A 14,923-nucleotide genomic window follows, 5' to 3' on the forward strand; every position below is an offset into this window, starting at 1 on the left:
GCACGCTGCCTGCAGTTCATTACACGTACCGTTGCGGTCGTGACTTCGTCGGATGCCGGCCAGCTACTGAGCCGCCTGGTGGGCCAGATAACGAACATCCGCGTTCACCCGACCGATTACCGTTGATACCTATGGACAGCGACCGGAGCGAGCCGGCTTTTACCTGGCATGGCCGGCGCGAACTGGTGAGCCGGATGCACGACCAGCTCGACGAGCTGGTGGCGGCGCGTGACCAGATGGAACAACTGGTGCGGGTCATCGTCGAGATCGGCTCCGATCTGGACCTGGACGTCACGTTGCATCGAGTCCTCAAGGCCGCGATGGAGCTGACCGGCGCGCGCTACGCCGCCCTGGGCATACGCGCCTCCGACGGCACGCTGGTTTCGTTCGTGCATGCGGGCATCGACGTCGAGACCGCACGACGGCTCGGTGACCTTCCGGTGGGCGACGGTCTGCGCGTCGACGATCTGAACACCCATCCCCGCACGCTCGAACTGGCCGGGCACGAACCGCCGATGCACGCGCTGCTCGGCATCCCGATCACCGTGCGGGCGGCTAACTTCGGCAGCCTCTATTTGGCCGACGACCGCCCGGGCCGGGTCTTCACCAACTCGCAGGAAGGCGCCGTGCGCGCGATGGCCACGGCGGCGGCCGCCGCCATCGACAACGCCCGGCTGTTCGAGCGGGAGCGCGAATCGGCGAAATGGATGAAGGCCAGCCGCGAGATCACCACCGCGCTGCTGTCCGGCGACCCGCAGACGGGGCCGTTGCAGCTCATCGTGAACCGGGCGCTGGAGCTGGCCGGCGCCGAGCAGGCCATCCTGTTGGTCCCCCGGGAGGCCGAACTGCCCGTCGACCAGGTCGACACCCTGGTTGTGGCCGCGACCGCGGGCCGGTACTCCTCGGAGGTGATCGGCCGGCAAGTTCCGATGGACGGCTCGACCACCGGCGGTGTGGCCCGCCGCGGCCTGCCGCTGATCACCGATTCCTTCCAATATCCGATCGAGGGCTTCACCGATGTCGGTGACCGCCCCGCGATCGTCATGCCGCTGATCGCGGACGGCTCGGTGCTCGGCGTCATCGCCGTCGCACGTGCCCCGCACCAGCCGGCGTTCGGTAGCGACTATCTCGATCTGGTCAGCGATTTCGCCCGGCACGCGGCGATCGCGTTGGCGCTGACGGCGGGCCGCGAGCATGCACTCAACCAGGAACTGGCCCAAGCCGACACGGTCGACGAGGCGGTGCAGGCCGCCGCGGAGGAGCTGCGCCGCCTATGGCGGGCGCGCCGCGTCCTCGCCGTCACGTTCCCGACGCAGAGTTCGTCCACGGAGACGGCGTTCGGCGCGCCGCGGGTGGTGTCGGTGGGCGAGCCGGCCCGCTGGGCCGACCTGCCGTCGCCCACGCGGCAGGCGCTCGGCGCGTTGCGCGACGGCGACCTGCTGACCGCGAATGCCGCGCAGCCCGGCACGGCCGGCATTGCGCTGCAGCACCCCGAGGGTGTGCTCGTCGTCTGGATGGACCTGGCCGAGCAGCGCGCGTTCACCCTGGAGGACCAGACCCTGCTCACCGTCCTGGCCGGCCGCCTGGGCCAGGGATTGCAGCGGGTGCAGCAGGTCGACCAGCAGCGCGAAACCGCGCTGGCCCTGCAGCACGCGATCCTGGGCCCGGCCGATCTGCCCGACGGTTTCGCGGTGCGCTACCAGGCCGCGACGAGGCCACTGCAGGTGGGCGGCGACTGGTACGACGTCGTCGACCTGGGTGACGGGCGCATCGGGTTGGTCGTCGGCGACTGCGTCGGCCACGGCCTGGCCGCCGCCGCCGTGATGGGTCAGGTGCGCAGCGCGTGCCGTGCGCTGCTATTCGAAAACCCAAGCCCCAGTGCGGCTCTCGCGGGCATGGACCGCTTCGCCGCGCGGCTGCCCGGCGCGCAGTGCACGACGGCGGTGTGTGCGGTGCTCACCCCCGAAACCGGTGAGTTGGTCTACTCCAGCGCCGGGCACCCGCCACCCATTCTGGTGCATGGTGACGGCAGCACCCAGATGCTCGACGACGGTCACACGATTGCGTTGGGCATACGGGGAGACTGGATCCGTCCGGAGGCCCGGGTGATGATCCCGGCGCGGTCGACGCTCCTGCTCTACACCGACGGTCTGGTCGAACGTCGCCGAATTCCGTTGGATAGGGGCATCTCTCGGGTCGCCGATGTCGCACAGGACGGCCGCTCGATGGCGCTGGAAGAGCTGGCGGACCAGGTCATGTCCCGCGTGGCCCCAGACGGCGGGTACCAGGATGACGTGGTTCTGATGCTCTACCGCCATCCGGCCCCGTTGGAGCTGAATTTCCCGGCCGACGTCGGCCAACTCGCGCCCGCCCGTGCTGCCTTGCGCAACTGGCTGACCCGGGCCCGGTTGGACTCCGACCAAGCCATGAATGTGCTCGTCGCCGCGGGCGAGGCCGTCGCCAACGCGATCGAGCACGGTCATCGTCACAGACCGGAGGGCACGATTCGGCTGGGTGCGGTCGCACTCTGCGACGAGATCCAATTGACCATCACAGATAGCGGCTCGTGGAAGCCTCCGCAGCCGGCATCCTGCTCGCATCGCGGTCGCGGCATCCCATTGATGCGAAGCCTCATGCAGCATGTCGACATACGGTCCGAAACCGACGGCACCACCGTCCACCTATCGACGAGGATCTCCTGATGACCACCCCGCTCACTCTCGGCACCGCGCGCGGCCGCGACGGGACATTCGCGCTGGTCGCCGAGGGGGAAATCGACCTGAGCAACATCGATGCGTTCGGCCGGGCGCTGGCCGCCGCCGCGACCGAGGCCACCGGCGGCGCGGCGTTGCGCGTCGACCTGAGCGCGGTGGAGTATCTGGACAGCGCCGCCATCAACGCCTTGGCCGCGTACGCCGATCGCATCGAGCTCGTCGCGCACCCCACCCTGATGCCCGTCCTGAAAGTCAGTGGCCTCGCCGAACTGACTACCATCGAACCCGCACCGCCGGCCGGGCAGCACTGACCTGCCAGCTCGGACCCCCGTAAAGGGACCGTAAAGATCCGCCGCGATGATCGAGAACGCGACTATAGGGTCGGCGTATGCAGGCGGCGGATATCACGGAGGATTTCCCGGTCGTCACCATCGATGCCGAGGCGTTCGAGGCCGTCCGAATGATTGCCCAGCAACGCCTGCCGGGAATATTGGTCGTCGATGCCTCCGGTGGGCCGTTCGCGGTGCTACCGGCCTCGCAGGTGGTGCGGTTCATCGTCCCCCGTTTTGTACAGGACGATCCGTTGCTGGCTGGGGTGCTGAGCGAATCGGTTGCGGATCACATCGCGGAGCGCTTAGCCGGCAAGACAGTCGGTGACATGCTGCCGGACCATCTGGTCGATGTGCCGCCCGCTGAATTCGACGACACCATCCTTGAGGTGGCTGCGAAGATGGCGCGGTTGCGAACCCCCCTGATCCCGGTCGTCAGGCGCCAGAGCTTGCTGGGTGTGATCACGGCGACACGCCTGCTCGCAGAGGCGCTGAAGTCTTGAGCGCCGGTTCGACGCGTGCGGTGGGTGGTCGCGCGCGTGCCGCGCAGGGGGACAGCCGATGACCGGTTTTTATGCGATTTACGCGACCACGGTTTTCGTGGTCGCCTTCGTTTTGATCGCCACCGAGCGCCTCAACAAAACCTTGGTAGCCCTGGGCGGCGCGACGGCCATGTTCTTCTTGCCCGTGGTCAATTCGCACGAGGTCTTCTACTCGGAAGACACGGGAATCGACTGGGACGTTATCTTTCTGCTGCTGGGAATGATGATCATCGTCAGCGTGATCCGGCAAACCGGCGTGTTCGAGTACATCGCCATCGCGGCCGCCAAGCGCGCCAAGGGCTCCCCGCTGCGAATCATGATCCTGCTGTTGCTGGTCACCGCCGTCGGATCGGCCTTCCTGGACAACGTCACCACGGTCCTGTTGATCGCACCAGTCACACTTCTGGTCTGCGACCGGCTGGCAATCAGTCCAGTGCCATTTCTCATGGTCGAAGCGTTCGCAGCCAACATCGGCGGCGCGGCGACGCTGGTCGGCGACCCGACCTCGATGATCATCGGTACCGGAGCCGGCTTGAGTTTCGTTTCCTTTCTGGTCAATATGGCGCCTGCGGTGATCATCGTCCTGGCCGCGCTGATAGCGTTGTTAAGCCGGCTATTCCCAGGCGCTTTCACTGTTCATCCCGAGCGCATCGCCGATGTCATGTCACTGAATGAGCATGAAGCAATTCGCGATCGCCGGCTACTGATCCAATGTGCGATTGTCCTCGTCGTGGTGTTCGTCGGGTTCGTCGCGCACAAACAGATCCACATGGAACCGTCACTGGTCGCGATGACCGGGGCCGGCATCCTGATTGTGATCTCAGGCTTGGACCGCGAGTTCTACCTGTCCAGCGTGGAGTGGGAGACCCTGCTGTTCTTCGCCGGGTTGTTCGTCATGGTCGGGACTTTGGTGAAAACCGGGGTCATAGACAAGTTGGCCCACGCGGTGAGTCAGGCAACGGGCGGTAATCTCTGGATAACGACGATGCTTATCCTTTGTGCCTCTTTCTTTTTGAGCGGCTTCATCAACAACGTTCCGTATGCCGCGACAATGACACCGATCGTCGCGCAGTTCGTCTCGTCGATGCCCGGCCATGTCAGCAGCGACGTGCTGTGGTGGGCTCTGCTGCTGGGTACCGTCCTCGGAGGCAACCTCACCGCTGTCGGAGCCAGCGCCAGCGTCGTCGTCATCGGGATCGCGAAACGCACCGGCCATCCGGTCTCGTTCTGGCAGTTCACCCGAAAAGGGGCGGTAGTGACCATCATGTCGCTGGCGATCGCCGTCGGTTATTTATGGGTGCGCTACTTCCTATTGGCGTAGCTGCGACTTGATGCCGTGGACTGGCTTGGAAAAGCGCTAGCCTGCGGAGATTTTGGACGGTGTCGACATAGCGTTCGAGTGGATGAGTCTCATGACGGCGTCATAGCGTCGGGTGACATCGTCGCGGTCTCGCGGATCGGCGACCGTCTCGAGGTTCAGTTTCTGGATCGCGTCGGCTTGGCGCATAAGTACCGTTTGCCGGGACCGGTCGGGTGTCTGCTCGATGATCTTCACCAGGGCGTCGAGTTGGCGGATCAGGATCGCGGGCATGCCGGCCGCCGCCTGCCGAACTGTGTCGAAAGCCCGCTGCACCAGCCGGTCGAAGTTGGGCTGGTAGGCGATGACGCGTATCTCGCCCCGCTGGTCAAGCCGGACCCGTTGCGGGTGCCATGAGCGCGAGATCCGGCACAATCCGTCGGCGATCCAATCGACACACGTCATACCCGTGAAGGTGTCATTGACCGCGGGCGATAGGGCGCGCAATGCGATCTCGACCAGTTGATCGACACCGAACGAAATATCTTGGGGCAGAGTGCGATACGCGCCGGCGATATGACCGGACGTGAGATACTTCTGCACGGCGCCCGCCGCGCCGGCCGGCCATACCCGCGCCATCACCTGACCCGCGACCAAGAAATGCCCTGGACGGTAGGGTAATTCGATGACCGCGTTGGCTTTCGTGGCCACCTTGGTTAGTTTGTCCATTCGGATTACCTGCAGGTAGCCGCTACGCGGGGTGCGGATCGGGGCGCCGGACTCCGCCAGGCGCGCCAACAAATCCTCGCAGGAGGGGCCGCCTTCGATCAGCTCACCGGGCGTGGCGCCCCGATTTTGTGCCTCGATCTCGTTGTTCAGCGTTTTCGCGATCGCCGCGATCACGACGGGCAACTGGATCATCACGGCGACATGATTGAGAAAATAGACCAGCACACCGACGTTGGCCATCGTCAGCACCAGTGCCACGGTGATCGAGAGGTGTGGAACAAAATCGCCCTTGTCGCCGCCGCCACCGACCGACACCAGGGTGATCATTGTGTAACAGAACGTTGCGACGAAAGCCCCCAGCGCCGCTTGCGTGCCGACGTCGCGCACGCAGTTACGCAGCATCCGCGGCCCAAATTGAGTGGAAGCGAGCGTCAGGACCACGATGGTGATCGAGAAGACGATGCCGATTACTGTAATGATCGCCGCAGCGATCGTGGTCAGGATGACACGTGCGGTATCGGCGGTGCCGCTGAGCACCCAGTCGGGGAAGTGGATGTGCCCTTCATAAGCACTGCGATCCGTCGCATAAGTTACGACGAAAAGAACCAATATAACAACTGTTTCCAGTGCCGGGACAACCCACAGATTCGTCCGCAGGGCTTCTCGCCGCCAATCGGCCTCGAAATACGCGTAACGAAACATCAAGGCAACACAGCGGTTTGGGCGTGCCAACACATGTTCATTCGCCGGATGTGTTCAGACACCGGAAGTTGTCGATGTCGAGGTCTGCGCTGTCGATTCAAAAGACGTAGTGCCCATTTTCTCCGTGGACCGCTCTGGCTTGGACAAGAGTGAGGCCTTGAGTCGCCCCGCCCGGGCGGTGCGCGCTACCCGGGACTCAACGTCGAAGACCACGATCTGTGCACTGGCATTTGGGATTCGACTGATGGTCCGCGCGATCTTGTCCGCCGTGCGGTCATGAAGGAGTCTGCCAACCAGAGGGGAGTATGTCCGTCGCGGCAACAGCACCGTCACCCTGGCGTCCGGATGCTCGCTGAGTACCTGACGGACCAATCCATAGGCGGCCAAACGCAGCTGGCGCTGTGGGCACTCGATCATCTGCAGATGCGTGTCGTGCTCGAAAAGATCCCAGAACTTCCGCAGCGATCTCGCGCGCATCGCATCTAAGACGAAATGCACCGCTGTCAGCTCATCGGCGCGCAGGCCTTTCGCGTAGCGCAATGCTTCGATTTCAGCGAGATCGATTGAATCCACGAAGAGGAAGACCCGGTGATGCGGAAGCTCGTCCAGCTGGGCTTGTTCGGCTGTCGACATCTCCAGAACGGAAGCCTCGGCGCGGTATTTTCGGTTGAGCCGCATGAGCACGAACACCAGGGCGGGAAACACGACGACGATCAGCCAGGCTCCCTCGTTGAATTTGGCGGTCGCGAAAATCCCGACGACGAGGGCCGACAGGACTCCGGCGGAAAAGTTGACCACCAGCTTGTAGCGCCAACCGCGATTACGTTGCCTCAGGTGATGTTTCGTCATTCCGAAGCCGGCCATCGCAAAGGCACTGAATACCCCCATCGCGAATAGTGGCACCAGCGCGTTGACCGATCCACCCGTTGCGATCAGCAATGTCACCGCCAACACGGTGAGTACGATGATGGCGTTAGAGAACACCAGGCGATGGCCGCGTTTCATCAGCGGCCGCGGCAGAAAGCGGTCCTCGGCAACGAAGTGGGCGAGCGCGGGAAAGCCGTTGAAGCTGGTGTTGGCGCCGTTGTACAGGATGGCGGCGCTCGCCGCCTGCAGCGCGAAATAAAGGAAGTTTCCAATGGTTCCGTTGCCGAAGACCGCGCGGCCGACCTCGGAGAGCATCGATGGATACCCTGCCGCAAAGGGAACGGAGTGCGTGGCGTAAGTCAGCCAGGCGACCCCGGCGAGCAAAATCCCGAGAACCCAGGCCATGATGGTAAGAACACGGCGCGCGTTGATGCCTTGTGGCTCGCGGAAGAGGTTGACGGTGTTGGAAATTGCCTCGACCCCGGTCAGGGAGGACCCCCCGTTGGCGAAGGCGCGAAGTATCACCAGAACGGTCGCACCCATGATCAAGCCGTTTCCCTGCTGGATCTGCACCGTTCCATCGAGGTGTTGCACGTCGTATACGGGCAAATTCCCGAAGATTTCCCGAACAAGGCCGACCACTACCACGAGCGTCAGCATCGATATGAAGGCGTAGGTGGGCACAGCAAATGTCCGGCCCGCCTCACGCAACCCACGCAGGTTCAAGAAGGAAAAGACGAGCACCGACCCGATGGTGATTTCCAGGCTGTAGGGGCCCAACGCGGGTATCGCCGATGCGACCGCCACAGTGCCCGCGGCGCATTGGATTGCGACTGTGACGACATAGTCGATCAGCAGCGCTGCGGCCGCGATTTGGGCGATCCGGGGGCCGAAGTTCTCGCGTGCGACGATATAGGAGCCGCCGGCCCGGGTGTAAGCCATCACCACCTGGCGATACGACGCGGCCACCAATGCCAGAATCACCAAGATGACGCCGGTGAGGGGAAGCAACAACACGAACGCGGCCATCCCGGCGGCTGGGAGTAGTTCCACCATGATTTGCTCGGGTCCGTAGGCGACCGATGAGACAGCATCGGGTGAAAGCGCGCCGAGGGCAACAGTATTCGATAGCTTCTGGTGCTGAAGATCTTCGGTGATCATCGGCTTGCCCAGGAAGACGCGCTTGCAGACGTCGGTCAACGAAGCCGGTATCGTCTCGCAATCAGCCGAGTCGCCCATCGCCTCTTCCTAGTTGACGGCTACGCCCGCCGTCGTCTTCCTTAACGGAATCTTGACGGTCTGCGTGGCAGACTGAACCCCTGTTTGGTGGCAGAGCAGAGTTGAAGCGATCCGGGGGCTTGAGGGTGCCGTTCGCCCTGATCCTGGTCGAGGCTCGCCTTGGATGCCACGATGGTGTCATGGGTGACGACGCGATGAGTTCTGAGCGTGAATTCAACGAGAGCAATATCGAGGAATTCCGCCGCAATGGCGGCAAAGTCGGCGGGCAATTCGAGGGTTTCCCGCTGCTGCTACTGACGTCGACGGGAGCGCGCAGCGCCGCGCAACGTGTCAACCCGGTGGCCTACTTCGACGTCGACGGCAAAATCTATATTGTCGGCTCCGCGGCGGGCCGGGATAAGGACCCTGCGTGGGTGCACAACATCCGCGCCAACCCGCACGTGACGGTGGAGATCGGCTCGGAGGCTCCACAGTCGGCGACCGCGCGCGAATTGCCGCGCGAGGAGCGGGATTCGGTCTATGACGTCGTCGTCGAGCGCGCTCCTGGATTCGGAGAGTACCAGGAGAAGACCGATCGGCTCATCCCGGTCTTCGAGTTGAGCATCGGCTGAAGCCGCGCCCGTCAATTCGGCTCCTCAATGCGCCGACGGGGCACGAGGACGGGCTCCCATCGGGGCCGCGGCGGTGCGCGGGAACTCCACGCGCACCCCCAGTCGTTATACCGGCTAAGTAACCAGTGATGCCGAGGGGGAGAACACCGCATGCCACGCACAGACAACGACACCTGGGATCTCGCGACCAGCGTGGGCGCCACCGCGACCATGGTGGCCGCCGCCCGCGCGATCGCGACCAACGCTGACAACCCGCTGATCGAAGACCGTTTCGCCGAGCCGTTGGTCCGCGCCGTTGGGGTGGACTTCATTACGCGCTGGGTCTCCGGCGACCTGGTGGCCGCAGAAGTCGACGACCACGAGTCGGACTGGAAGCTCGAACACATGCCCGCGGCGATGGCCGTCCGGACGCGCTTCTTCGACTCGTTCTTTCATACCGCGACGCAGGCCGGGATCCGGCAGGCCGTGATTCTGGCGTCGGGCCTGGACGCGCGTGCCTACCGGTTGGCGTGGCCGGCCGGCACGACGGTGTTCGAGATCGACCAGCCGCGGGTCATCGAGTTCAAGGCCGCCACGCTGGCCGAGTTGGGCGCCACCCCACGGGCGCGGCTGCGCACTGTCGCCGTCGATCTGCGCGACGACTGGCCAAAAGTCCTGTCGGAAACTGGTTTTGACGCAAGTCAGCCCACGGCGTGGATCGCAGAGGGGCTGTTAGGCTACCTGCCGCCGGAGGCGCAGGATCGCCTGCTGGACAACATCACCGCACTCAGCGCTGACGGCAGCCGGCTCGCGTGCGAAGCTATTCCGAACATGTCCGAGGTAGACACCGAGAAAGCCCAGGAGACGATGAGCAAAGCCACCGCGAAGTGGCGTGAGCACGGCTTCGACCTGGACTTCGGCGAGCTCGGCTATCAGGGTGAGCGCAATGACGTCGCCGCCTATCTGGATGAGCGGGGATGGCAGTCCGACAGCATTAGGATGAGCCGGCTGTTGGCCGACGCCGGTCTCGATGCGATCCCGCAGGCCAACGACTCCGTGTCAATGGCCGACACCACCTACCACAGCTCGGTGCTGAGCAAATGACGGCACCGCAGCGACGAGGACTCAACGACGCAGTCACGCGGTTGTGGAGCTTCCTCGCCCCGGCGTACGACCTGCCGTTCCTGCAGCAGTGGGTCTATCGCCCTCCACACAACGAGGTGATAGCCCAGCTGCGTCACCACGGCGCCCGCAAGATCGCCGACATCGCTTGTGGCACGGGGATTTTGAGCGACCGGATTCAGCGTGAACTGCAGCCCGACAAGATCTATGGCGTCGACATGTCCGACGGCATGCTCGGCCAGGCTCGCGCCAGGTCCAACCGGGTGCAGTGGTTGCACGGCCCGGCAGAGCAGCTCCCGTTCGACGACGGCGCCCTCGATGCCGTCGTGACGACCTCGGCATTCCACTTCTTCGACCAGCCGGCCGCGCTGCGGGAGTTCCATCGCGTACTGGCGCCCGGCGGCCTGGTGGCCGTCTCGGCGCTGAGCACGCGGCAACCGCGGCTGCAGTCATCCGCGGACTCTCGCTGGAAGCCGCAACACAACGCGTCGCCGCCCGAGATGCGGACGCTGTTCGAAAACGCCGGGTTTGCGGTCACCGATCAGCATCGGATCCCGCGACCGGTGCGGACGGCGCTGGTGCCCGACCTGTTGACGGTCGGCGTCAAGAGCTGAATCCGGTGCGGGCGTGAAAAACGCTCGGCTCTAACGCTATACAAGCGACGACGCCGGCTTCGCCAATCGGCGAAGCCGGCGTCTTATCACCTATCGATCACAGCGGGATCCACACTCCGAAGAAGTCAAATCCCCATTGGTTGAATCCGGGGTTCCAGTACGGAGTCTCGTTGTAGCCCCAGTAGTTGATCGGGCCGTAGCCCCACTGCCCACCGGGCGGGGGGAGCGGCCGATTCCAGGCCGGCGGCGGCGGCGCGCCGGGACCCCACGGGCCAGGCCCATCGCCCCAAGGCGCTCCGCGGAAGTAGCCACGCTGGGCGTCCCCATGCCACGGGCCACCGGGGCCGCCGGGGCCGCCGGGGTGATCGCCCGGCCAGCCGGGCCCACCGGGGTGACCGCCCGGTCCGCCGGGGCCGCCGGGGCCGCCTGGGTGATCGCCCGGCCAGCCGGGCCCACCAGGTCCACCGGGACCACCAGGTCCGCCGGGGTGGCCGCCGGGTCCACCCGGGCCGCCGGGGCCGCCGGGCGGGGGACCGCCGGGACCACCGGGACCACCCGGACCACCCGGACCGCCCGGACCACCGGGACCACCAGGAGCAGTGGGGGCGTGCACGCCCACGGGTGCAGGTCCGCCGTGATTACCCGGCTGTGGCCCGCCTGGAGCGGCGTTGGCAAACCCGGCGCCCATTCCCAGCGTCGCAGCGCTGAGCGCTCCGGCGATGGTCACCCCTCCGACAAGTTGCTTCACCTTCATGATGCTTCACCTATCCACTAAAGATTTCTTGCACCGAAGTTCCGATGAACCCCCGTCACCATCAAGACGCTAGATAGCTTTCCTATGGACTGGCTGTGTAGCGCCCATGCGGAACTTCTGGGTGGCCCCGCCTTCCGGCCGCGATCGGGGCCGCCGTCACCCGGCGGGCGGCCCCGTTTGGGCAGGCTACGTTGGCTGGCCCGGCCGGGTTTTCCTTTATATGGTGGCGGCCGTGCCCAGAGCGTCGCACCCGCACGAACCCCACGTCGGATCGGTGTCGTCGAAGCTGAATTGGCTGCGTGCGGGCGTCCTGGGCGCCAATGACGGGATCGTCTCCACCGCGGGCATCGTCGTCGGAGTCGCCGCGGCCGCCGCCGAACGGGTGCCGATCTTGACCGCAGGGAGCGCCGGACTGGTCGCGGGAGCCGTATCGATGGCGTTGGGCGAATACGTTTCCGTCAGCACCCAGCGCGACGCGGAAAAGGCGCTGTTGAGCCAGGAGCGTCGCGAATTGCGGGAAGACCCCGCCGCCGAACTCGACGAGCTTGCCGCGCTGTACGAGGCCAAAGGCCTGACGCCGGCGACCGCGCGCACTGTGGCCGAGGAACTGACCGACCACAATCCGCTGCTCGCCCATGCCGAGGTCGAGCTGGGCATCAATCCCGAGGCGCTGACCAACCCCTGGCAGGCGGCGGCGTCGTCGGCGCTCTCGTTTGCCCTCGGCGCCCTGTTGCCGTTGATCGCAATCCTGGCCCCGTCGCCGACGTGGAGGATCCCTGTCACCGTCACCGCTGTCCTTTTCGCGCTGGTCGTCACCGGCGCGGTCTCGGCCGGCCTGGGCGGGGCGCCGCGGGGCCGCGCGATGTTGCGCAACGCGGTCGGCGGCGGCCTGGCATTGGCGGTCACCTATGCCATCGGCCATCTGGTGGGCACGTCAATCGGCTGACTGGAAGTGCAACTGTAAGATCCACAGTTGCGGTCCTCAGCAGAGCCGCAATCCCATCACGCGGAGGGGCATGCAGTGGCCGAGCCCGATATCGTGCCGGACGCAGCCCTATGGGCAGCACCGGCGCCGTACTTCGTGCGCGACGAAAATCGCTTCCTGCCAACCACAATCGCGCGCGGCGGCTGGGGCCTGTCGCTCAGTGGCCATGTCGTCGGTGGACTCCTGGCGTGGGCGGTCGAGGATGCGGCCGGCGATGCGCAGCTGCAACCGGCGCGGCTGACCGTCGATCTGCCCCGGCCCACGGCGCTCGCGCCGCTCGAGGTGCACACGCAGGTGCGGCAGGACCGGCGTCGGTTGCGGCTGGTCGACGCCGTGATCATCCAGGACGGCGCCGCGGTGGCGCAGGCGAGCGCACTGTTTCTCCGGCGCGGCGCGCAGCCCGACGGGCGCGTCTGGTCGCCGCCGGTGCAGATGCCCCCGATCCCGCTGGACGAGGTCTACTCGACGCTGTTCATGCGGACCTACGGTTGGGGCGCCGACGTGCAGAACCCCGATCCGGATTGGCCCCTTACCGACGGCCCGAAGTACACGTGGATACACGAGACGCGACCGTTGATCGACGACGAACCGCTCACCGCCTTCACCCGCGTGGCGATGGCCGGCGACATCACGGCTTCGATTGCCAACTGGGGCACCAACTCCCTGCAGTTCATCAATGTCGACTACACGCTCACGCTCAGCCGACTGCCGGTGGGCGACCATATCGGCCTCGCCTCGCTGACGCATCACAGCGACGACGGGGTGGCCAGCGGCTCGGCGGTCCTGGTGGACGCAAAGGGGCCGATCGGCACCGGCGTGTCCGTCGCGATCGCGCAGCCGGGTTTTCATCCGCCCTCCACCGATCCGTCGGCCGGATGAGCCCGAAAGGGGCAGGCGTGGTGACGTTTTGGGCGTTGATCGCCGACGCGGCACGGCGTGGATCGAGCCGCCCGCTGCTCGCCGACGAATACGGACGCAGCCTGACCGCCCGCGAACTGCACGACGCCGCCTGCGTGACCGCAGCCGCCCTCTCGGACCGGGGGATCCGGGCGGGAACCGTCGTGTCCTGGCAGCTGCCCACCACGCTGGAAACCATGGTGGTGATGGCCGCACTCGGCCGCCTCGGGGCGGTGCAGAATCCGATCATCCCGATTCTGCGGGAACGTGAAGTCGGCTTCATCACCGCCCAGCTGGACACCGAATTCTTTGTGACACCGGAGTTTTGGCGAGGATTCGACCACGGCGGGCTGGCCAGGGGATTGTCGGGGGAAGCGGGCTTCGAGGTCATCACCCTCGACCTGGCCACGCCGCCGGCCGCCGGCGAGCTGCGGCTACCCGGTGCCGACGCCACGGCCCTCCCGGCGCCGCCGCGCCGCGCCGACGACGCTCGTTGGATCTACTACTCCTCGGGAACCACCGCCGACCCCAAGGGGATTCGTCACACCGATGCGTCGGTCATCGCCGGCTCGGCGGGAGTGGTAGGCATGGTGGGTGCCACCAGCAACGACGTGGACCCGATCGCCTTCCCGATCGCGCATATCGGTGGCGCCGCGACGCTGGCCACCGCCCTACAGACCGGCATGCGGTTGGTCCTGTTCGAGACGTTCGATCCGGCCACCACGCCGTGGGCCATCGCCGCGCACAATCCGACGTTCCTGGGCACCGCGACCCCGTTCTTCGTCGCCTTCCTGGAAGCCCAACGGGCGCAAGGTGTTCGGCCGCTGTTTCCCTCGGTCCGGGGCTGCTTGGCGGGAGGCGCGCCCGTCACCGCCGAACTGGGGCGTCAGGTGCGCGAAACCTTCGGGCTGGCCGGCATCGCGAACGCCTGGGGGATGACCGAGTTTCCCTGCGCAACCTCGCCCCCGCTGACGGCGGCGCCCGAGGTCCTCGACCACACGGTCGGGCCGCCGGTGCTCGGCGTCGAGGTCCGCGTGGTCGACGGTCACGGTGCCGAACTGGGCGCCGGGAGGGAAGGGGAGCTGCAGCTCAAGGGGCCCCAGTGCTTCCTCGGCTACACCGACCCGGCGCTTGACGCCGATGCGTTTGACTGCGACGGCTGGTTGCGCACAGGAGATCTCGGCCTGGTCGACGCCGGCGGCAACGTCCGCGTCACTGGCCGCACCAAGGACGCGATCATCCGCAACGCGGAGAACATCTCGGCCCTGGAAATCGAGAACGCGCTGGCCACCCATCCCGACGTCGCCGATGTCGCAGTCATCGGCGTTCCGGACCCGCGCACCGGCGAACGCGTCTGCGCCGTCGTCGTCCCCACGGCCGCCGGTGTCGTAACGCTGGAATCCCTTGTGCGGCATTGCCAATCACGAGGCCTGAGCAGATTCAAACACCCCGAGCGCCTAGAGGTCGTCGAGACGCTGCCGCGCAATCAGTTCGGCAAGGTGATCAAGAAGGACCTGCGCGCGGCATTCGGGTGACCGCTGG

At 65.8% G+C, this 14,923-nt stretch carries 12 protein-coding genes and 1 pseudogene; 10 read left to right on the forward strand and 3 right to left on the reverse strand.

From position 1 onward, the window contains the following. The first annotated feature begins 131 nt into the window (after window positions 1-131). The 4 genes from OQ789_RS20340 to OQ789_RS20355 all read left to right on the forward strand — a co-directional run bounded on the left by OQ789_RS20340 (window position 132) and on the right by OQ789_RS20355 (window position 4,906). Entirely contained in the window at window positions 132-2,702 is a 2,571-nt protein-coding gene (locus tag OQ789_RS20340) for a SpoIIE family protein phosphatase (RefSeq protein WP_324687937.1), read from the forward strand. Continuing rightward, window positions 2,702-3,025, forward strand: coding sequence for an STAS domain-containing protein (locus OQ789_RS20345; RefSeq protein WP_324687938.1), 324 nt, complete (start codon window positions 2,702-2,704; stop codon window positions 3,023-3,025). The genes OQ789_RS20340 and OQ789_RS20345 overlap by 1 nt, the downstream gene beginning before the upstream one ends. 77 nt (window positions 3,026-3,102) lie before the next feature. After that, on the forward strand, window positions 3,103-3,546 hold the full coding sequence (locus tag OQ789_RS20350; RefSeq protein WP_324687939.1) for a CBS domain-containing protein: 444 nt from the start codon (window positions 3,103-3,105) through the stop codon (window positions 3,544-3,546). Window positions 3,547-3,604: 58 nt separating this feature from the next. Beyond that, entirely contained in the window at window positions 3,605-4,906 is a 1,302-nt protein-coding gene (locus OQ789_RS20355; protein ID WP_324687941.1) for an ArsB/NhaD family transporter, read from the forward strand. A 36-nt stretch (window positions 4,907-4,942) separates the two neighbouring features. On the opposite strand, the gene OQ789_RS20360 is transcribed toward OQ789_RS20355, so the two are convergent. Further along, entirely contained in the window at window positions 4,943-6,313 is a 1,371-nt protein-coding gene (locus OQ789_RS20360) for a DUF2254 domain-containing protein (protein WP_324687942.1), read from the reverse strand. 186 nt (window positions 6,314-6,499) lie between these two features. After that, window positions 6,500-8,419 (reverse strand): annotated as a pseudogene (locus OQ789_RS20365) (APC family permease); the annotation flags it as partial. Window positions 8,420-8,598: 179 nt separating this feature from the next. Between OQ789_RS20365 and OQ789_RS20370 the strand changes: the two are divergent. From OQ789_RS20370 to OQ789_RS20380, 3 genes are all read left to right on the forward strand, one after another. Beyond that, window positions 8,599-9,030 carry a nitroreductase family deazaflavin-dependent oxidoreductase gene (locus OQ789_RS20370; protein ID WP_324687943.1) on the forward strand — a complete coding sequence of 144 codons (432 nt, stop codon included), beginning with the start codon at window positions 8,599-8,601 and terminating at the stop codon, window positions 9,028-9,030. Between the two features lie 150 nt (window positions 9,031-9,180). Continuing rightward, window positions 9,181-10,113 carry a class I SAM-dependent methyltransferase gene (locus OQ789_RS20375; RefSeq protein WP_324687944.1) on the forward strand — a complete coding sequence of 311 codons (933 nt, stop codon included), beginning with the start codon at window positions 9,181-9,183 and terminating at the stop codon, window positions 10,111-10,113. Next, window positions 10,110-10,745, forward strand: a complete 636-nt coding sequence (locus OQ789_RS20380) for a class I SAM-dependent methyltransferase (RefSeq protein ID WP_324687945.1) — start codon at window positions 10,110-10,112, stop codon at window positions 10,743-10,745. Before OQ789_RS20375 ends, OQ789_RS20380 begins: the two co-directional genes overlap by 4 nt. Before the next feature lie 97 nt (window positions 10,746-10,842). Here OQ789_RS20380 and OQ789_RS20385 read toward each other — a convergent pair whose 3' ends face one another. Beyond that, window positions 10,843-11,499, reverse strand: coding sequence for a chitin-binding protein (locus tag OQ789_RS20385; RefSeq protein WP_324687946.1), 657 nt, complete (start codon window positions 11,497-11,499; stop codon window positions 10,843-10,845). Window positions 11,500-11,719: 220 nt separating this feature from the next. Here OQ789_RS20385 and OQ789_RS20390 point away from each other — a divergent pair, with 220 nt between their 5' ends. The 3 genes from OQ789_RS20390 (at window position 11,720) to OQ789_RS20400 (ending at window position 14,916) form a co-directional block, all read left to right on the forward strand. After that, window positions 11,720-12,445, forward strand: coding sequence for a VIT family protein (locus tag OQ789_RS20390; protein WP_324687947.1), 726 nt, complete (start codon window positions 11,720-11,722; stop codon window positions 12,443-12,445). Between the two features lie 75 nt (window positions 12,446-12,520). Beyond that, window positions 12,521-13,363, forward strand: a complete 843-nt coding sequence (locus tag OQ789_RS20395; protein ID WP_324687948.1) for an acyl-CoA thioesterase domain-containing protein — start codon at window positions 12,521-12,523, stop codon at window positions 13,361-13,363. Next, window positions 13,360-14,916, forward strand: coding sequence for a class I adenylate-forming enzyme family protein (locus OQ789_RS20400; RefSeq protein ID WP_324687950.1), 1,557 nt, complete (start codon window positions 13,360-13,362; stop codon window positions 14,914-14,916). The genes OQ789_RS20395 and OQ789_RS20400 overlap by 4 nt, the downstream gene beginning before the upstream one ends. The last annotated feature ends 7 nt before the right edge of the window (window positions 14,917-14,923 follow it).

The organism is Mycobacterium sp. 94-17, assembly GCF_035617725.1.
Taxonomy (GTDB): Bacteria; Actinomycetota; Actinomycetes; order Mycobacteriales; family Mycobacteriaceae; genus Mycobacterium.

Excerpts from the sequence above, each read along its gene's own strand:
- OQ789_RS20360 (WP_324687942.1), bottom strand. The coding sequence starts at position 6,313 with ATGTTTCGTTACGCGTATTTCGAGGCCGATTGGCGGCGAGAAGCCCTG.
- OQ789_RS20345 (WP_324687938.1), top strand. The coding sequence starts at position 2,702 with ATGACCACCCCGCTCACTCTCGGCACCGCGCGCGGCCGCGACGGGACA.
- OQ789_RS20385 (WP_324687946.1), bottom strand. The coding sequence starts at position 11,499 with ATGAAGGTGAAGCAACTTGTCGGAGGGGTGACCATCGCCGGAGCGCTC.
- OQ789_RS20400 (WP_324687950.1), top strand. The coding sequence starts at position 13,360 with ATGAGCCCGAAAGGGGCAGGCGTGGTGACGTTTTGGGCGTTGATCGCC.
- OQ789_RS20355 (WP_324687941.1), top strand. The coding sequence starts at position 3,605 with ATGACCGGTTTTTATGCGATTTACGCGACCACGGTTTTCGTGGTCGCC.
- OQ789_RS20370 (WP_324687943.1), top strand. The coding sequence starts at position 8,599 with ATGGGTGACGACGCGATGAGTTCTGAGCGTGAATTCAACGAGAGCAAT.
- OQ789_RS20350 (WP_324687939.1), top strand. The coding sequence starts at position 3,103 with ATGCAGGCGGCGGATATCACGGAGGATTTCCCGGTCGTCACCATCGAT.
- OQ789_RS20390 (WP_324687947.1), top strand. The coding sequence starts at position 11,720 with ATGGTGGCGGCCGTGCCCAGAGCGTCGCACCCGCACGAACCCCACGTC.
- OQ789_RS20380 (WP_324687945.1), top strand. The coding sequence starts at position 10,110 with ATGACGGCACCGCAGCGACGAGGACTCAACGACGCAGTCACGCGGTTG.
- OQ789_RS20375 (WP_324687944.1), top strand. The coding sequence starts at position 9,181 with ATGCCACGCACAGACAACGACACCTGGGATCTCGCGACCAGCGTGGGC.
- OQ789_RS20340 (WP_324687937.1), top strand. The coding sequence starts at position 132 with ATGGACAGCGACCGGAGCGAGCCGGCTTTTACCTGGCATGGCCGGCGC.